The sequence below is a fragment of the Bacillus sp. 7894-2 genome (genome assembly GCF_002272225.1).
Taxonomy (GTDB): Bacteria; Bacillota; Bacilli; order Bacillales; family Cytobacillaceae; genus Cytobacillus.
Genome location: NZ_NPDG01000069.1, coordinates 38,391 through 57,505, shown reverse-complemented (window position 1 = coordinate 57,505; position 19,115 = coordinate 38,391). Strand labels below are relative to the sequence as shown.

Annotated in this window: 17 protein-coding genes and 1 other annotated feature; of the genes, 3 read left to right on the top strand and 14 right to left on the bottom strand. The window is 44.0% G+C overall.

The genetic code is table 11. The annotated features are described in order from the left end of the window. The first annotated feature begins 102 nt into the window (after positions 1-102). Positions 103-1,359, top strand: coding sequence for a S8 family peptidase (locus CHI10_RS10945; protein WP_095244327.1), 1,257 nt, complete (start codon positions 103-105; stop codon positions 1,357-1,359). Between the two features lie 109 nt (positions 1,360-1,468). On the opposite strand, the gene CHI10_RS10940 is transcribed toward CHI10_RS10945, so the two are convergent. Continuing rightward, positions 1,469-2,926 carry an alanine/glycine:cation symporter family protein gene (locus CHI10_RS10940; RefSeq protein WP_286137304.1) on the bottom strand — a complete coding sequence of 486 codons (1,458 nt, stop codon included), beginning with the start codon at positions 2,924-2,926 and terminating at the stop codon, positions 1,469-1,471. Between the two features lie 265 nt (positions 2,927-3,191). On the opposite strand from CHI10_RS10940, the gene CHI10_RS10935 reads away from it, so the two are divergent. Next, positions 3,192-4,403, top strand: coding sequence for an MFS transporter (locus CHI10_RS10935; protein ID WP_095244325.1), 1,212 nt, complete (start codon positions 3,192-3,194; stop codon positions 4,401-4,403). A 36-nt stretch (positions 4,404-4,439) separates the two neighbouring features. On the opposite strand, the gene CHI10_RS10930 is transcribed toward CHI10_RS10935, so the two are convergent. The 7 genes from CHI10_RS10930 to CHI10_RS10900 all read right to left on the bottom strand — a co-directional run bounded on the left by CHI10_RS10930 (position 4,440) and on the right by CHI10_RS10900 (position 12,644). After that, positions 4,440-5,771: a CoA-disulfide reductase gene (locus tag CHI10_RS10930; RefSeq protein ID WP_095244324.1), complete on the bottom strand. Its 1,332-nt coding sequence runs from the start codon at positions 5,769-5,771 to the stop codon at positions 4,440-4,442. 101 nt (positions 5,772-5,872) lie between these two features. After that, positions 5,873-6,661: a class II aldolase/adducin family protein gene (locus CHI10_RS10925; protein WP_095244323.1), complete on the bottom strand. Its 789-nt coding sequence runs from the start codon at positions 6,659-6,661 to the stop codon at positions 5,873-5,875. Between the two features lie 175 nt (positions 6,662-6,836). Continuing rightward, positions 6,837-8,108 (bottom strand): S8 family peptidase, encoded by a 1,272-nt coding sequence (locus CHI10_RS10920; protein WP_095244322.1) that lies wholly within the window; start codon positions 8,106-8,108, stop codon positions 6,837-6,839. A 379-nt stretch (positions 8,109-8,487) separates the two neighbouring features. Continuing rightward, positions 8,488-9,549, bottom strand: coding sequence for an S-methyl-5-thioribose-1-phosphate isomerase (gene mtnA / locus CHI10_RS10915; protein WP_218831302.1), 1,062 nt, complete (start codon positions 9,547-9,549; stop codon positions 8,488-8,490). A gap of 13 nt (positions 9,550-9,562) precedes the next feature. Next, on the bottom strand, positions 9,563-10,786 hold the full coding sequence (gene mtnK / locus CHI10_RS10910) for an S-methyl-5-thioribose kinase (RefSeq protein WP_095244320.1): 1,224 nt from the start codon (positions 10,784-10,786) through the stop codon (positions 9,563-9,565). 175 nt (positions 10,787-10,961) lie between these two features. Beyond that, a complete protein-coding gene (locus CHI10_RS10905; protein WP_095244319.1) occupies positions 10,962-11,777 on the bottom strand; it encodes an STAS domain-containing protein in 816 nt (271 codons plus the stop codon). Positions 11,778-11,867: 90 nt separating this feature from the next. After that, the gene (locus tag CHI10_RS10900; RefSeq protein ID WP_286137303.1) at positions 11,868-12,644 is read right to left on the bottom strand and encodes a hypothetical protein; all 777 of its coding nucleotides are present in this window, start codon (positions 12,642-12,644) and stop codon (positions 11,868-11,870) included. Between the two features lie 127 nt (positions 12,645-12,771). Here CHI10_RS10900 and CHI10_RS10895 point away from each other — a divergent pair, with 127 nt between their 5' ends. Continuing rightward, positions 12,772-13,815: a lactonase family protein gene (locus CHI10_RS10895; protein WP_095244317.1), complete on the top strand. Its 1,044-nt coding sequence runs from the start codon at positions 12,772-12,774 to the stop codon at positions 13,813-13,815. Positions 13,816-13,858: 43 nt separating this feature from the next. Here CHI10_RS10895 and CHI10_RS10890 read toward each other — a convergent pair whose 3' ends face one another. From CHI10_RS10890 to CHI10_RS10865, 6 genes are all read right to left on the bottom strand, one after another. Beyond that, the gene (locus tag CHI10_RS10890) at positions 13,859-14,854 is read right to left on the bottom strand and encodes a zinc-binding dehydrogenase (protein WP_095244316.1); all 996 of its coding nucleotides are present in this window, start codon (positions 14,852-14,854) and stop codon (positions 13,859-13,861) included. Between the two features lie 78 nt (positions 14,855-14,932). After that, a complete protein-coding gene (gene tyrS, locus CHI10_RS10885; protein ID WP_095244315.1) occupies positions 14,933-16,180 on the bottom strand; it encodes a tyrosine--tRNA ligase in 1,248 nt (415 codons plus the stop codon). Positions 16,181-16,228: 48 nt separating this feature from the next. Then, positions 16,229-16,435 (bottom strand) — a binding site (T-box leader). A gap of 106 nt (positions 16,436-16,541) precedes the next feature. Continuing rightward, entirely contained in the window at positions 16,542-17,282 is a 741-nt protein-coding gene (map, locus tag CHI10_RS10880; protein WP_095244314.1) for a type I methionyl aminopeptidase, read from the bottom strand. Between the two features lie 59 nt (positions 17,283-17,341). After that, positions 17,342-17,908: a hypothetical protein gene (locus CHI10_RS10875; protein WP_095244313.1), complete on the bottom strand. Its 567-nt coding sequence runs from the start codon at positions 17,906-17,908 to the stop codon at positions 17,342-17,344. Beyond that, a complete protein-coding gene (locus CHI10_RS10870) occupies positions 17,905-18,483 on the bottom strand; it encodes a nucleotidyltransferase family protein (protein ID WP_095244312.1) in 579 nt (192 codons plus the stop codon). Before CHI10_RS10870 ends, CHI10_RS10875 begins: the two co-directional genes overlap by 4 nt. Further along, positions 18,473-19,105 (bottom strand): NUDIX hydrolase, encoded by a 633-nt coding sequence (locus CHI10_RS10865; protein ID WP_095244311.1) that lies wholly within the window; start codon positions 19,103-19,105, stop codon positions 18,473-18,475. Before CHI10_RS10865 ends, CHI10_RS10870 begins: the two co-directional genes overlap by 11 nt. Positions 19,106-19,115 lie beyond the last annotated feature (10 nt).

Genomic DNA, 19,115 nt, shown 5'->3' with positions numbered 1-19,115 from the left:
AATAGTACGAAAGACCAGTTTAATTATTCTGAATTTTGTAAATATAATAGAGTCACAGCTTTTCCGGCTGTGATCAGTACATATTTTGAGAGGAGATTTTGAATGAAGAAAAAAAGAATGATTGGGTCAGCAGTATTAAGTATGGCAATGGGGCTTTCGGTGTTTGCATCAGGGGCATTTGGCCAGCAGGTTGAGAGCAATGAAACCTACCGGGTCGTTATTCAGGGACCAAGTGCGGAAAAGGCTAAGGCGAAAGCGAACTACGGAGTACGGTGGGATTTTGGACAGAAAGGTTTTACTACAACGGTCAATGCTAAACAGTATCAGGCACTTTTAAAAAATAAAAACTTAAAGATTGATAGAGTTGATGAAGTTAAGAATACACCTGTCACCGCTGCAAAACCTGGATCGGGGGCAGCATCTGCTCCAACTGACAGTACACCCTGGGGAATTGAAGCCATTTATAATGACAGTTCCATCAAAAGCACTTCAGGCGGAAATGGGGTAAAAGTGGCCGTGCTGGACACAGGTGTAAATACAGCACATGCTGACCTTGCCGGACAAGCCGAGCAGTGTAAAGACTTCACACAAAGAAAGTCGCCTTTAATTGACGGAAGCTGTGGAGACAAAAACGGACACGGCACACATGTTGCTGGTACTGTACTGGCTACTGGCGGAGCTAATGGACAGGGTGTTTATGGCGTAGCCCCAGACGCAGATCTCTGGGCATATAAAGTGTTAAATGACAGAGGATCAGGGTATTCTGATGACATCGCAGGAGCTATTCAGCATGCGGCCGATGAAGCAGCCCGCACAGGATCTAAGGTGGTTATTTCCATGTCATTAGGTTCCAGTTCCAAAAATTCATTGATTACAGATGCAGTTAATTACGCCTACAGCAAAGGTGTGCTGGTAGTTGCTGCAGCCGGAAATGATGGTCCCGGAGACAACACGATCGGCTATCCTGGTGCATTGGTGAATGCTGTTGCAGTGGCGGCACTTGAAAATGTCCAGCAAAATGGTTCATACCGTGTTGCAGATTTCTCATCACGAGGCAATCCTGCAACTGATGGCGACTTCGTGATTCAGGAACGTGATGTCGAGCTGTCTGCACCAGGCAGAGCGATTGAATCCACATGGTATGATGGCAGCTACAGCACCATCAGTGGCACATCCATGGCTACTCCTCATGTTTCCGGATTGGCTGCTAAGATCTGGGCCCAGAATCCATCCATGACCCATGCACAGCTTCGCACCGAGCTTCAGAACCGGGCTAAGCAAAATGATATTCTTGGCGGAACAGGAGCTGCCGCTGGTGACGATTATGCGTCAGGCTTTGGCTTCCCTCGTGTAAAGTAAGAGATTAATAGAAAGGCTTGGACATTTACGGTCCAAGCTTTTTTCGTTTATTTTTTATTTTACTGCAAAAAAAATGCCCGGCATCAGCCGGACATCTTTAATCTTTCTATTAAGATACTTTTTCTTCCTGGACTTTGTAGCCTTCTTCCCAATACTCGGCGTTTTTGATGCCCAGTTTAGTAGAGTTAAACACTGGATCAAGTCCCTGCTTTTTCTGTGCTTCATAGTCTTTAAGCGCAAGCAGTGCAGGTTTGGCAAGAATCAGAATGGCAATGAGATTTAGCCATACCATTAGACCAAGACCCGCATCCCCGAGTGCCCATGCAAGGCCCGCTGTTTTGACTGCTCCATAGAAAGTTGATGCCAGCAAAACAACCTTCAATATATGAGTAGCGAATTTAAGGTTTTTCCCTTTTATTAAATAAGTAACATTCGTTTCTGCCATATAGTAATAAGCCATAATCGTTGTAAAAGCAAAGAAGAACAGGGATACAGCAACAAATCCTGCACCGAATCCAGGCAATACGGATTCAACAGCGGCCTGTGTATATCCTGGGCCTGCTTCTACACCAGGCAGATGCTCAACAACGAATGTCTTGCCATCTGTGCCAACAGTATTGAACATACCAGTGAACAAGATCATGAAAGCTGTTGCGGAACACACGAATAGCGTGTCAATGTAAACTGAGAAAGCCTGAACCAGTCCCTGCTTGGCCGGATGGGAAACCTCAGCAGCAGCAGCAGCATGGGCTCCAGTACCCTGACCGGCTTCATTAGAGTAAATTCCACGCTTTACTCCCCATGCAATTGCACTTCCGACAAGCCCTCCAAACATGGAGTCTGCAGCAAAAGCACTTCGGAAAATCAATGAGAATACGGCAGGCAGTTCACCAATATTCATCCCGATAATAACTAATGATACTAGAATATAACCAATTGCCATAAAAGGAACAACGTATTGGGCTACTGTAGCAATACGCTTAACACCGCCAAAAATAATTAAAGCTAAAAGTGCGATAATAATTGCGCCTGTAACGCTTTTATTGATTCCAAATGCGTTTTCCATTCCCAAAGCAATAGAGTTGGATTGAATGCCAGGCATTAATATCGCCATTGCAAGCAAAGCAGAAATGGCAAAAAGAACGGCAAACCATTTAATCCCTATACCTTTTTCAATATAAAATGCCGGACCCCCGCGATACAGCCCGTCTTTCTTTTCTTTGTAAATCTGGGCAAGCGTTGACTCGATAAATGCCGTAGCCGCTCCGATAAAAGCCATAGCCCACATCCAGAATACAGCTCCAGGTCCTCCCATAGCGATTGCAGTTGCAGTACCTGCGATGTTACCAGTTCCTACACGGCCTGAAAGAGCAATAGATAAGGCCTGAAATGAAGATACGCCCGATTCGGAACTTTTCCCCTGGAACATTAGCATAATCATGTCTTTAATATGTCTGACCTGCAAGAATCGAGTGAGGATTGTAAATAGTAATCCTATTGCAAGACAGATGTAGATAACAGGTGTACTCCATAATATGCCATTTAACTGATTAACCAAAGCTTCCAAACAACTTCCCCCTTTTGAATATATATTCTGAATCTTTTTCCTATTAGGAATTATAGAATAAATGCTGTTATAAGACAATGTTTTTTTTACGGACTGTGGTAATAATGTCATAGAAATTTTTGGATTCCCTGTGCAAAGCCGTTTTTATTATGGATAAGAGGATATATAAAAACTAGAATGAAGCATACCCCTTCCTATTTTTTGTCATTTTCGTTATTATATATTTAGGGAAACGAAATGTTGACCGGAAAGAAGTGTTTCAAATATGGTAAAACAGACGAAAAGAAATTTAATGATTATGTGGTTTGCCAATTTCTTTGTGGCAGGCAGTATGACAATGGTGCTTCCCTTTATTTCATTATATATAGAAAGCTTCGGCGATCATTCTCCAACCTATGTGCAGCATTGGTCAGGGTGGACGTTTGCCATTACATTTGTAACCGCATTTCTTTTTTCTCCTGTGTGGGGAAGAATAGGTGATCTTTTTGGGCGAAGGAAAATATTGATTCTATCGGGAATCGGCATGGGGATATCCATCTTCCTGATGGGATATGTGACTAACGTCTGGCAACTGTTTTTTCTCAGGCTGTTTATGGGGATTTTTACTGGCTTCATCGGTATGTCCCAGGCATTCATTTCTACGCAGACACCGAAGGAAATTGCCGGCAGGGTGATGGGGACACTGCAGACCGGAAGCATTACAGGTTCTTTGATGGGTCCTCTTCTTGGCGGAGTCCTCGCAGATTTATTCGGTTTTGCAGATACCTTTAAGTGGACCTCCATCGCCATCTTTGTTTCCGCTTTTCTTGTCTTTTTCACAAAAGAACACAAAATCCAAACACAAAAGGGCGAGAAAACGCGGTATTCAAGCAAGGCGGTCATTCAGCATATTCTCAGCCATCCTGTCCTGCTGACAGTTATGCTGATATCAACTCTTGTTCAAATTGCACATTTCAGCATCCAGCCTATCCTATCCCTATATGTCAGTGAATTGCACGGACCGGAAAATCTGGCATTTTTTGCTGGAATTGCTTTTTCAGCTGCAGGGCTTGGCAATCTTCTGATGGCAAGGCAATGGGGGAAAATCGCGGATCAGCATGGCTATATTAAAACGCTGGTTGTTCTCCTCTTCCTCGCAGGCGTGTTTTATCTGCCGGGGGGATTTGTCTCAAACATGTGGCAGCTGGTTCTTGTCCGCTTTGCACTTGGTGTCACCATCGGGGGCATCATCCCTGTCCGAATCGCTTATATCCGCCAGGAAGCGCCGGTTGCTATGCAGGGTGAAGTGCTTGGGTACAACACAAGTCTTCGCTTTTTCGGGAATATCATAGGACCCGTTATTGGCGGTATGATCTCTGGCTACCTTGGCTTTTCGGCCGTATTTGTCGTCACAAGCTTCCTCCTCATCCTGAGCGGACTGATTCTGCTCGGAGCGATGAACCGCCATCCGAAGCTTGCGAAGGATTCTTCTTATTAAATAAAAATGAAGCCGGCATCTCTGCTGGCTTCATTTTTATTTCGCTGCATTGCTTGCAATATGGACAGCATCCCAGACACCCGCAAACGGCGGTGCATAACAAAGATCCACCATGCCAAGCTCTTCTGCTGCCATATTGTTGTGGATGGCAACGGCAAATACATCGATTCGAAGGACCACTCCTTTATTTCCGATGGCGTGGGCTCCGAGTATTCGGTTTGTTTCTTTCTCACAGATCAGCTTGATCCAGATAGGAGTCTGATTCGGGTAGTAAGATGGATGGTCTGCAGCTTTTACGAATTCCGTTGTATAGCCTATTCGAAGCTTTTTGGCATCCTCCTCGGAAAGTCCCGTTCTTCCAAGCTCCATATCAAAAATTTTAATCGCGGCACTTCCCAAAGTTCCCACATATTTTTCATGACTGCCGGCTATATTGGCCCCAGCCAGACGGCCGCATTTATTCGCGTTTGTTCCCAGCGGTATATAATCATTTTCTTCAAGCACCTTGTGATAAACCTGAGAGCAGTCCCCCGCCGCATAAACCCCTTCAATATTCGTCCGCATTTCACGGTCGATGATGATGGCACCATTTTCCGCTGTCTCTATTCCCGATCCTTCCAGAAACTTCGTAGCAGGCTTTACACCTACAGCAACAAGCACTAAATCTGCTTTATAAGTGCCTTTATCCGTTTTGACACTCTCCACTTTTCCATTGCCGCTGAAGCTCTCCACCTTTTCTCCCAGGTTCAGATCTACGCCGTTATCTCGGATTTCTTTTTCAGCAATATCGGTTATTTCCTTATCAAAAGGAGCTAAGATTCTCTCGCCCATTTCAATAACTCGCACATTTTTGCCAAGGGTTTTCATCGCTTCGACCACTTCGATGCCAATATAGCCTCCGCCGACAATGACAACATCTTTCACTTCCGGTTTGCGTGATATTTCTTTTAATATCAACCCATCTTCGAGTGTCTTCAGCACATGAATGTTCTCGAGATCGGCTCCAGGAAATGGGGGCATGATCGGAAACGTGCCTGTTCCGATCATCAGCTTGTCGTATGTATCTGTAAAGGTTTTGCCTGATGCAAGGTCTTTAACCGTTACTTCCCTTTTGTTTGTATCCACTTTTAAAACTTCATGCTGCAGATGTGTTTTAATGTTCCTCTCAGCAAATTGCTCCTGTGTTCTTGCGATCATTTTACGGTAATCATCATTTTCGCCGGAAATGTAATACGGAAGACCGCAGGCTCCGTAAGATAAGAATTTACCCTTTTCATAGACGGTAATTTCCGCCTTTTCGTCCATTCTCCTTAATTTCGATGCGGCTGACATACTTGCAGCCACCCCGCCAATGACCAGCAATTTCATCGGAATCTCTCCTCACGTTTCAAAAAAGTATTCAAGATAGGTTTCGTTAAAAGGTTGAAATTATACAGAATTTCTATACCCTTATAGCTATCCCTTTTTGGCTATTTTAAAACGTTTTTCAGAACTTCTTCTGTTACTTTCCGAACGATATTTCCAATCATTTCTTCTGTCATGCCAGGAGCTGTCCGGATTTCCTTATCACGTTTCGGAACGGGTATTCCGCCTGTATGAATGCCCATTTTTTCACGGATTGAGATCAGCTCGGCAATTTGTTCTGTACTTAGTTCGTTTGACTTTTGAATGATGTGATCAGAATACATCAGCATGAGTGCATAGTGTTCCAATGACTCCATCCGGAAATAGGCCTCTGTTATGTCCCTTCCCCAGGTTAGGGCTCCATGGTTCGCTAGAAGTACAGCATTGTAATCCCTGCAATATGGGGCAATCGAGTCTGGAACTTCCTGTGTACCCGGTGTGGCATACGGGGCTACTGGCACTTTGCCAAGCAGGACTACTGCTTCAGGTGAAACGGGTTTTTCAAGGCTAATTCCGGCTATGGCAAACGAAGTGGCCACAGGCGGATGGGCATGGACAACCGCCTGTGCTTCAGGATTTTCCTGATACACTCTAAGGTGCATCTTTACTTCTGAAGAGGGCTTCAGCTTCCCTTCCAGAATATTGCCTAAAAGATCCATCTTAACCATCATATCCGGTGTCATAAACCCTTTGCTCACTCCGGTTGGTGTTGTCCAGAGTTCACGGTCATTCACTTTAATGGAAATGTTTCCGTCGTTTGCAGCAACGAAGTTTTTATTGTATATTCTTCTGCCGATTTCGCAGATGAGTTCCTTTGCTTCCTGGTCATTATGATATGTATTATTACCAGCCACGGCTGTCAGCTCCCTTCCTATTCACATCCACTCCCTATTGTATATTCAAAATTAATTTGTTTCAGCATTTTCAATCAGTTTTCATGTTTCGCTAAAATTTGATCATTTCCGCGGAAATATTATAAAACCGCCTGATCAGAGATCAGACGGTTTTCGGGGGTATGATGCTGTTCGTTTATTTTACGCGAGGGTACCCGAAGCCTGACGCGTAGTCGTCACCAGTTGCTGCTCCGTATCCGCCTTTAATGTCATATTTCTTAGCACGGTTTTGAAGCTCTGTGCGAAGCTGAGTATGGCTCATGGACGGGCTGGATGACCAAATTTTCGCTGCTAGGCCTGCTACGTGAGGTGTAGCCATGGATGTACCGCTGATCGTGTTGTAGCCTCCGTTATACCACGTAGACTCGATGCTCGCACCAGGAGCAGACACTTCCACGTCTTTTTCCTGAATGACATAGTCACCGTCTGTGTTAGGATTTCCGCGGGATGAGAAGTTGGCTACACGGTATGTACCGTTTTGCTGAACGTTTTCAAGGGCTGCAACCGCGACCGCATTCTTCAGAGCTCCAGGATAGCCGATTGTATTAGCGCTGTAGCCTGAGTTTCCTGCTGCGGCAACAACAAGGACACCTTTGCTGTATGCGTAATCAACCGCACTGCTGATGAGAGAATCCTTGCCGCTTGAACCAAGGGACATATTAATGACCACTTTAGAGCCAGTACGGGATGCTTCGTCAGCTACGTGGCGGATTGCTCCTGCAATATCATCTGAATATCCCGAACCATTATCTCCAAGGACTTTATATGCCCATAACTTCGCCTGTGGAGCCACTCCATAGATTCCCTGACCATCATATCCTCCATGTGCTAAAACCGTCCCGGCTACATGTGTGCCATGGCCCTGGCGATCGGTACAAGAACCATTGACAAGCGGAGTGGATTGAGTAAAGTCCTTACATTGCTCTGCAGAGCCTTCCAGGTCAATGTGGCTTGTATAAACGCCAGTATCAAGAACAGCTACCTTAATGCCGCTTCCGCCTGAGGTACTCGTAATGCTGCTGTTATTATAGATCGAAGCAATTCCCCATGGTGTTTGATCACTAGGATATCCTGCTGCCTGAATAGAAACTGAATCTTTCTTGGACGCCTCTGTTCTGGCAGTATCAAGAGTAACTTCGCTTACTTTTTCAATCTTTAAGTTCTTATTTTTCAGGAGTGCCTGGTATTGCTTAGCATTAACCTCTGCAGTCATGCCATCGCTCCCAAAATCCCAGCGCTTGTCCACCTGTGAATTCACACTGGCTTTAGCATTTGCCGGACCCTGGATCAATACCCGGTAGGTTTCATTTTGGGTCTCCGGTTCTTTTGCGAATGCCCCCGCTGTGAAAACTGATAAACCCATGGTCATACTTAGAAGTGCTGCTCCTAATGCCTTTTTTTTCTTCATCCTTTTTCTCCTCTCAAATCTATATTTTTTCTGTCGATTCCTGTTGTATTTAAAGTATATTTAAAATATTCAGACTCTAACAATATGCTAAAATGTTTAATTCTCAGACTTTAGAATCAGGCATAGAAACATAGCTTCTAAAAAAGTAACAGGCATTTTGACTGATTTACAAATTTTTTCTACGGTCAACATGTTGTTAAATTCATAATATTTCCATCCGTAAATAAATTACCCCAAAAAAAATAGTTCCTTTGATAGATACAAAGAGTGAAATTACACTTCATTTTTATTGATGTCAGGGATATTTTCCTAGTTAAACGCTTTAAAGATATGAAGAATAAAAACCCTCCTAACCGCTTGGTCAGGAGGCTATTTCTTCTTATTTGAACATCTTTGGAAGGCTTTCTGTGTATGGTGCATACGCGATGCCATTTTCCGTGATAATGCCTGTGATCAGTTCACTATCTGTTACATCGAATGCGGGATTATAGGTTTTTACACCCTCTGGCGCCATTGGCTTTTCGTACCATTTAGAAGTAATCTCATCTGAATCTCTCAATTCAATATGGATATCGTCCCCTGTGTTGCATGCGAGATCAACTGTTGACAGCGGAGCACAAACATAGAAAGGTATATTATAATGTTTCGCTAGAATCGCAACGACGGATGTTCCAATCTTATTGGCTGCATCCCCATTTGCTGCAACACGGTCACAGCCGACAAGTACCGCTTGAATCCTGCCTTCTTTCATGATGATGCTGGCCATATTATCACAGATCAGCGTGACATCCACACCTGCTTCTTCGAGCTCCCATGCAGTCAGGCGGGCCCCCTGCAGAAGCGGGCGGGTTTCATCGGCGTATACTTTAAAATCATATCCCTTTTCCTGCCCCAAATATATTGGAGCAAGAGCTGTCCCATATTTAGCGGTCGCAATTGTTCCGGCATTACAGTGTGTCAGAATGCCCCATCCAGGCTCAAGTACAGAAAGCGCGTACTGTCCGATTGACTCGCAAACTTTTTCATCCTCAGCACGAATTTTTTCTGCTTCCTCTTTCAGAGCCTGCTTTATTTCCTTAGCAGCTTTGCCTTCTTCTTTCTGGAAACGGGCTTCCATGCGGTCGAGCGCCCAAAACAGATTGACAGCAGTTGGCCGTGATGACGCCAAGTATTCTTTCGCTTTTTTAAAATCCAGATAAAGTTCTTCATAGCTTTCTGCTGCTGATTGCTTTGTGCCCAAATAAACACCGTAAGCCGCGGCAATTCCAATGGCAGGTGCACCTCGGACCTTTAACTGATAGATTGCATCCCAAATATCCTTTAATTCTTTCAAATGCAAAAAGTTCTTTTCATTCGGCAGAACTGTTTGATCTAAAAGAATGAGTGTATTGTTTTCATCGTCCAATCTTACAGACTGGATGACATCCACTGGTTTCCCCATCATGCTGCCTCCTCTAGAATCTTTTTTCACAGTCTTTCAAAGTACGCACAAAATCCTCTCCTGTTTTAATAGATTCCCTATCCATAATAAACATTTTTCCTGCTGCCAGACAAATCATTTCTGCTGCAGCTCTGCTGGTGTAATCTTCAATGGATGTGACATCCTTTACAGATGCCAGCCCGATAATTCTCCTGCATAATTCAAGTCCTGTGACGGCTGCTGTGTCACGCAGGATTGTATCAAGATAGTATTCCTTAAAGCCTTCATAACTGGCAGTTTGTTCAGTTGCCTTCTCATCCCAGGCCTGCAGGAATTTCGTTTGGAACAAGTCAATAATATCTTCTATTGTGTTTTCAAGATAACCAAGCTGGTCGGTTCTTGCTTCATCTTCAGTGATGGTATATTTCGCGTTTACATAGGCAAAAATCAGGTTGGCAATCACGTTTCCGACATCGTATCCGGCCGGGCCATAAAAGGCGAACTCAGGATCAATGATTTTAGTAGAATCTTCTTTTACAAAAATTGAGCCTGTGTGCAGATCGCCATGAAGCAGGGACTGGGCATTGGTCATAAACTCAAATTTAAGCTTTGCCGTTTCAAGCTGAAGCTTTGGATCCTCCCAAATTTCCTTTTTGGCAAATTCCCTGGTGCCTTCAAACACTTCATTTCTCACACAATCGTAAAACGGTTCTGTGAAGACGAGATCCTCTGAAATTTCGCATAGTTCCGGGTTTGTGAATTTTTGGACGAGCTCTTTCTTTTCCTTATGTCCCATTACGACATCGGACGTAAGCAACAGGGTATTTACCAGGAAGCTCGAGATATGGTCAGCAAACAGCGGGAATTTTTCATGCTGCATGAAGGCTGTTCTCATAATAGTGTAATCTGACAGATCCTCCATTGCAGTACAATTCATTACTGGATCGTAGTTAAACACTTGTGGCACGAAGCCTGGAGCGAGCTTGTTTTGCAGATCAAGAATTTCGTATTCAATGCGGTTGCGGTCAGGAGACAGCTTAAATTCATCTGATATTCTGGCAACCGGTCCGGCCTGCTTGATAATCAGAGACTTCTTGTGTTTATGGTCAGTCAGCCTGAAAACATAGTTCAAATTGCCATCTCCAATTTCCCTGGAGTCCAATTCAGCATCCGGAGCAAAATAATTCAGCCTCGTTTTGGCATATTCAATGGCTTCCTGTTCAGTCATCGTAAAATAAGCGGATGTAAAAACAGTCATGCAAAAAGCCTCCCATACGAATCTTTTTAATAGTATCTATTATTTTGTTAATTTAATATATTATAAAATATCTAAAAACTATTATGTGGCCTGGGGTTCGACAATCGTTTTTTAAATATTCCACTTTTAAACTTCGAAAAAAAAGCCGCTTTAAGAGCAGCTCCATTCATTACCGCTATTTAATGCTTCTAATCGCCTGCAGGACGTTCGAGTATACTTCAAGGGATGATAGGTCAATGCCCAGTGTAACGGCTCTTTTTGCCAAATCCGGTCTGACACCTGTGGCAATGGTATTGACTCCAATCAGCTGGAGAATATTCCGGATATCAAAAATATGATTGGCAATTTCAACATCTATATTCACCGTGCCGGAAAAATCGATAATTAAGGTTTCGATTCCCAGCTGGCTGACCCGAGGGACTGTCTTCTCAATGATGATTTGAGCTCTGTCATAGTCTATGCTGCCGATCAATGGAAGTATTGCAATGCTGCCCTGAATTGGTACAATGGTTGCAGACAGCTCATTTACCTGGGATTGGGTCTCTTTTAATTGTTCTTCGGAGTGCCGTTCAAAGGCAAATACGGTCTCATTAACACTGATGTCCAGCATAAAGTTCACTTTTTTGACAATAGTAATAATTTCTTCAGCCGTTAATTCAAACTTTTTGCTAATATCATTTAATCTATCAGTAAAAACGAGGCGGGTATCCGGATACCGGATGACGATATCAGAAATTTTTCCTCCCTTGGATGCCGCCCGTTCGCCATTTCCCTTGCTCCATTCAACCAGTCCTTCAGGAATCCTCTCATTGCTGCTTGCAATCATCGTTCCCAGGAACTTCATAAACTCCACATACATCGAAACGGCAGCCTTAAATTCCTGTTTTGGAATTTCAAAACCAAATCGTTTTACGATTTCTGTAACCAGCTCTTCTGATAATACCTCCGCATTTTGAGTAAGATACGCTGAAACTTTATGAATAGGCTCCATGTGTATATATCTCCCCTCTTATGTCTTGCTTCGATTATATCCTACTATATCTTCAAAATGACAGAATGGGAAATAAATAGGAAGATTTCCCTAATGGGAAAGACCGCTGTTTTCAAGCTTTTTATAAATACTGAGAGCCTCTATTAAAAACTCCCTATCATACCCTGTCTTTTCATGAATCCGGGCCGCCCATTCTTCAATAGATTCTGCGGGAGCATCATGGTGCAGGCCTCCTGTGGTACTGAGGAAACTTTTCCAGTTATAAAATTCCCAGTGTGCGGTTTCGTCTTTATAGGAAATCCGCTGCTCCACCAAAGCTTTTGGATAAATCGTGTTTTGCGATCTTTCGGCTGCTTCCAGAAAGGATTTCAGTTCAACCGGATCCGTATCATAACGTTGCCGCGATATTTTACCGTTAGGGCGGTGATAGGCAATTTCCAGCTGCCCGCTTTCAGATGAAACCTGGACATCTGCCGCAGGGAAAAACCCGCTTATCCTTTTGGTAGTAAAATCCCGGGCCTTTGAATCAATTAATATGGGCTGCAGCCATTGGTCGCCCAGATCACATAGAAAGCGGCGGCCTTCTTCATCCACCGCCACCACTGCTGCATGGGCAGAAGGTGTTTTCAATTCGTGGCCAACCGGATATGCCTGAATTCCTGCCTCTTTAAATTCGTGCAGAAGCCATATCGCGAGGTCAAAACAGTTTCCGGCAATGCCATATTGGGCACGGTGCTCCTGCATTAAAGAAACATCCCTCTGCTTTTTCGTTCCTGCTTTATCGTAGTACCATGCTTTTGTCAGAGTTTCCATCGGAAAGCGATCAAAGTTTCTCCAGACTGACAATATCGAATGGGGAGCGTTCAACCTCATCATCCTTTCAAATACTTACCTTTTACTATTCTTTTTTCATTGTAAAATTCCTCTTCCTTTTGTTTAGAACGCAAATTATGATAGAGTATTTTCAGAAGAAAACATATAGAGGAGGCTTCATATGGCCAAATACAGAGGATACATAGGCACATACACTAAGGGTGAAAGTGAAGGGATTTATTCATTTGTACTGGATACAAAAGCAGGCAAAATTTCCGATGTCAGGACGGTAGCACAATTGGATAATCCCACCTATTTGACAATCAGCCGGGATAATCAATTTTTATACTCGGTAGCCAAGGAAGGCGAATCCGGCGGAGTGGCTGCGTATCGTCTTGACAGCAGCAGCGGTTCACTTGAGAAAATCAACAGCCAGGTTTCTGCCGGATCCCCTCCATGCCATGTCAGTGTGGATTCTTCCGTGCGCAATGTTTTCAGTGCAAACTACCATAAAGGGACAGTCGAGTCTTACTTAACAAATGAGGACGGCTCTTTAAATCCTGCTGTTTCGGTTATGGAGCATAGCGGATCAGGCCCTGACAGCAGGCAGGAAAAACCGCATACTCACTATGCCGGGCTGACTCCTGACGAAAAATATTTAGCTGCAGTTGACCTGGGAACAGACCAGGTGATTACGTATGAAGTGAATGAAGGAATTCTGAAGGAAAAAAGTATCCTTTCCGTAAAGCCGGGCAGCGGACCCAGACACCTAGTGTTCCATCCAAATGGCAAGTATGCCTATGTGATGACCGAGTTTAGCTCTGAAGTTCTTTTACTTCAGTATCATGAAGATGGAAGCTTCGTTCAAAAGCAGGCTATTTCCACGCTTCCGGAAGGTTTTAAGGAAAATAACCAGGGAAGCGCCATTCATATCTCAAGAGACGGCCGCTTTGTTTATTCGGGCAACCGAGGGCATGACAGCATTGCTGTTTTCTCTGTCAATCAGGATAATGGGGAGCTTGCATTTGTGGAGCATACCTCTACAGAAGGAAACTGGCCGCGTGATTTTGTGCTCGATCCATCTGAAAAATTCGTAATTGGCTCAAATCAGAATTCCAGCAATATTGTTTTGTTTTCGAGAGATGAAAACACAGGGAAGCTCACATTGCTTCAGTCTGATGTGAAAGTGCCGGATCCGGTTTGTGTGAAGTTTTTACATGTATAAAAAAGGGGTGAGATTCTGCTTTTTCGCAGAATCTCACCTTTTTTTATTCGCTGATTTTGAAGGCAATTTTCCCCCATTGCTCTGCGTTTGCGATTTTTTCAAAAGCCTGTTCATATTGTTCCAGGTGAAATGCCTGATCCAAAACCGGCCTGATTTGATGTTTTTCTATAAACTGGAGCATTTCATGGTATTCCTCTGCACTTCCCATCGTTGAGCCAAGCAGGTTTTGCTGAGCGTAAAAGAGACTGCGGAGATTGAGTTCCAGCACATCACCTGTAGATGAGCCAAATATTACGATGGTACCGCCGTTGCGAAGGATTCCCAGAGATTTATTAAATGTAGCAGGACCAACCGATTCAATGACAAGATCCACCTTTGCTCCGCCAAGAGCTTCCGTCCAATCTTCGCTGCTGTTCAAGGCTTTATCTGCACCAAGTTCGAGAGCCTTCCGGCATTTCTCCTCTGAACGTGAAGCCACATAGACGGTAGCCCCTGCCGCTTTTGCGAATTGCATTAAAAAGGTTGCCACTCCCCCTCCAATTCCGGGGATAAAAACCTTCATGCCTGCCTGAAGCTTTCCTCTAGTGAATAATGCTCTGTAGGCGGTTAGTGCTGCAAGAGAAAGGACGCCCGCTTCCTCCCAGGTTAAATATCCTGGCTTGGGTGCTGCGTTTTCAGCCGGAATAATGATGTATTCCGCGAATGTGCCATGAAACGGCAAGCCGACAATTTCAAAGCCGGCCGGCGGTGCCTCGCTTTTTTCCTTCCAGCCAAGTCCGGGATTGATGATGACTTCATCGCCTGGCTTCATGTCTGCAACGCCATCTCCGACTGCGTCGATAATTCCCGCTCCGTCTGAACCGATGACAAGCGCAGGGTCTTCAGGCTTGTGGCGATTCAGGACAAATAAATCACGATGATTCAGCCCTGCCATTTTTAATTTCACCCTGACTTCGCCGGCACCCGGCTCAGGCTTTTCGATTTCACCATAAGATAACCCGGCGAGACCAGCTTTTCCTTCATGAATGACCGCTTTCATTTCCTCCACCTGCTTTTATTTTAAAATTTTGTCTATTCCATCATATCTTGAAAAGGTTTGGAGAAAAAAGTGATTTGCCTAGTTCAGCCTCAGTTTCACAAACTTTCTTTTTCCTGCCTGAAGAACTAATCCGTCTGTAATTTTCACGCGCAGCTTTACATCGCTGACTTTTTCTCCGTTTAAACGGATGCCGCCACCTGCAATCATTTTTCTTGCTTCTGTTTTGGAGGAAAGCAGGCCAAGGCCGGCAATCAGATCCGTAATGAGCATTTCACCCTCTCCCTTCCATTCGGTCTCCGGGATCTCATCGGGCATGGCTCCTTTTTGGAAAATGGTTTGGAAATACTGTTCAGCTTTTTCGGCTTCAGCTGCACCATGGTACATGCGGACAATTGTTCTTCCCAAGAGCATTTTGGCGTCACGCGGATGAAGAGTTCCGTTTTCCAGTTCTTCTGCGATTTTCTGTTTTTCGGTCACCGGCAAATCTGTTGAGAGATTGAAGTATTTTACAATCAACTCATCCGGTATGGACATTGTTTTGCCGTACATATTATTCGAATCTTCATCCACACCGATGTAATTGTTTTTCGATTTGGACATTTTCTCTTTGCCATCCAGACCCTCAAGGAGCGGCATCAGAATGACGACCTGCTTTTCCTTTTGGAAATGCTCTTGAAGATGGCGTCCCATCAGAACATTAAAATGCTGGTCATTGCCGCCAAGCTCAATATCGCTTTCAAGAGCAACCGAGTCATAGCCCTGCATCAGCGGGTAGAAAAACTCATGAAGCGAAATCGGCTTACCTGTGGCCAGGCGCTCTGAAAAGTCATTTCGTTCGAGCAAGCGGGCAACCGTTATGCTTGCAGACAGCCGGATCACGTCTTCAAGCTGGAGGTCAGAGAGCCATGCTGAGTTGTAGTGAAGATCGACTTTATCCATGTCCAGCACTTTGCTGAATTGCTCGAAGTAGGTTTTGGCATTATGCTTCACTTCCTCATCTGTGAGCTGATTTCGGGCTGCCGATTTCCCTGTCGGGTCGCCAATTTTCCCGGTAAAATCACCAATAATCAGCTGGATGACGTGTCCGTTGTCCTGGAACTGCTTTAATTTATTCAGCACGACCGTATGGCCGAGATGGACATCCGGAGCAGAAGGATCAAGCCCAAGCTTAATTTTTAAAGGCTCGTTAAAAAAAATGGATTTGGCTATTTTATTCTTTAGCTCTGCTTCAGGCAGAATCTCCTGGACACCATTGCGGTAAACCTCCAGCTGCCTCTCTGCTTCAAGCTTTTGTTGTGCTGTTAATTTTTCGAAAAAATTGTCCATGATTTCCATCCTTTCTGTTTTTGGAATACAAAAAACCACGCCCCTAAAGAAAGGGACGTGGTTAACGCGGTACCACCCTTATTGAAGATTGCTCTTCCGCTCAGCGGATTAACGGTCCGGGCCGTTCCCTGCTACTTCTGTTCACAGAGAAAGTTCAAGAAGGTAATTCACTGTTATCTATGTGCTGATTTTCACCGGGCATCAGCTCTCTAAAACAGGGAGAGAACAGCTACTGATTTCTGTCATTACTTTAAAATTTGAAATTTTTATTATTTTAGCGGAATGCTTTGGAATATTCAAGTGTTTTTTTAAAATCTAAGAAGTAAATAAACCAGGAACATACAATGCCCCTGGTTCATGATTATTTCGTTAAGATAATGGGTCCTTCTTTTGTGACAACAACGGTATGTTCACATTGGGCGACATGGCTTTTATTTGGTGTGACGAACGTCCAGCCGTCGCTCATTTCTCTTACTTCTTCATCTCCGCTTGAGATAAACGGTTCGAAGGCTACTACCATTCCTTCTCGTAGCAGCTGCTTATCCCATGGATCAAAATAGTTCAGGATATGGTCGGGCTTCTCATGAAGGGAGCGGCCGACACCGTGGCCGGTCAAATTCATGATTACGTTGAATCCATTGTTTTTTGCCACTTTATGAACTGTTTTACCAACAAGGCTCAGCTTGCCGCCCGGCTTTAATTTTTTCAGGCCTTCGTCAAATGCTTCCTGTGCTGCACCACATAACTTTTGCAGCTTCTCGTCCTCTCCAACAACAAATGATAGGCCTGTATCTGCGAAATAGCCGTCCTTTGATCCTGAAACATCAATATTTACCAGATCGCCTTCTTTTATTATGCGGCTACCCGGAATCCCATGGGCCACTTCTTCGTTCACGCTTATGCATGTGAACCCTGGAAAATCGTATTCTCCTTTAGGTCCTGAAATTGCTCCGTGCTTTTCAAATAGCTCTCCAGCTAGGTCATCAAGCTCCTTGGTTGTTACGCCTGGCTTGGTTTTTTCGATCATCACATCGCGAATCTCCGCGACAATTTTGCCGATTTCCTTCAGTTTTGCTAATTCTTCTTCGTTTTTTACAATCATACAGAATCCTGCCTTTTCTTTAGTTGTTATTTCTCTATTATAATCTAAATGCAGCGCGCTTAATAAGATTTCGCATTTTCTCTTGATAAAAACCTAATAATTAGCAGGAGAGTGATAAGGCCAGTTAAGGAAAACAGCAAGATTCCAAGCAGATAGCCTTCATTTTCATTTTCTTTAACAGGGCTTGGTGTTGTTGGTTCTTCATTTATAATTTTTCCGTAATAGTCCTCATGCCCTGATACAATTCTGCCATCCTGCACTTGAACCATTCCATTGGGGCCAGCAACGGGGACAAGAAAGCGTGCCTCCTTTGTTTTTTCCAAAAATAACAGGAACTTGCCGCCCTCCTGCTGAAATTCCTCAGCCCATTCATCATCGAATATATCAATGCCTGCCGTGATGTTTTCTGCCGCTTCCCCTTTAAAAACCTTTTCAACATGAAACTGCATTCCATAAAAATTACTCTTGCTTGATTTTGGTTTACTTTTAAAATTATATGTTCCCAGCACAATGACTTGTGAGCGGGATTCGACCTCTTCCGGATTTAGTTCCACCCATTTTGTTGCCAGTATCTGCGAACCGCCTGGCAGCATAAGCAGCATCAGTATTAAAAACACCTTTTTCATTGGTTTCTTCCTTGAATTTCTTCTATCCCAGGCCATAATAATTTCCAGTTCTTTTTTTCAATTCGTTCCAGGTAAACTCCAAACAACTTGCTATCTTCAGCAAACACAGGTGTGGGCGTTATTTTAAGAGCAAGCAAGTCCTCGATCCCCCATGGAGCAGTTAATATAATATTGTTTTTGTCATCAAGCTTTAATCCAAGGGCAGTAGCCGTTTCAGGAAATTTTGAGATCGCATCCACTGATGATGTATATGGGGAAAGGTCATTAATGAGATGCATTCTTGCCTCATTTTTAACTGACCAGGGCACTTTGGGCAGGAGGGATTTAAGCTTAGACTCCAGTTCTTTTTCCGTCTCTTCACTAAGGTCACTTATATTAAAATAGACGACATCCACATCCGGCAAGTGAGTTCTATTACTGAATCCATGAAGAGTATCCCAGACTTTTGCCCTCACAAAGCCGGCACAGACCCACCAGTCAGGGAGGTCTAATGACTTTGCAGCTGTTAGGATGGTCATCATCCATTTGTCCTGCTTTACCAGCTTCACTATATCTTCTTCAGTCTTAATCAGCATGTTCCCTCTCCATCTCCCGAATTGAATGCAGTACACGCCTGTAGTAGTAATCCTCATGCGGAACAAAGTCCTCTTTGCGCACTGCAATGGCAGAGGTGATTCTTTCCTCTCTTTCAACCTGAAACCCTTCTGCCTTAATATGTTCTCTTCCTTCAAACCAAAGCTCATAGAAGTCCTCCAGAGCAATCCGGTAGATTCCTGTTACTTCTTCCGGCTGCGGGTTGAACTCCTCCAGTGTATGGACGCTGTCATAAAGAAATACATGCGCTAGTTCTTTGTCGATAAAATTTTCTTTCTCTGCAATATATTCAATGACACCCAGTGGCACCAAATCCGCAAAATCAACATGAATCCCCAGTTCTTCCTCCACTTCCCTCATGCCGTCCCTGACAGATTCATGGCTCATGAGGTGGCCTGCAGCCGTTATGTCCAGAAGACCGGGGTAATCCTTTTTTTCATTGCTGCGGTATTGAAAATAATTATAATCCTGATCATGTTCCCTGCTGACAAACCAGCAATGGAAAGTTTCATGCCAGTGGCCTTTTTGATGGACCTCTTCACGGGAAGCTGAACCGATTTGTTTTCGGCTATCGTCAAATATATTAAGAATTTCTGTGTCCAATTAATTGGCC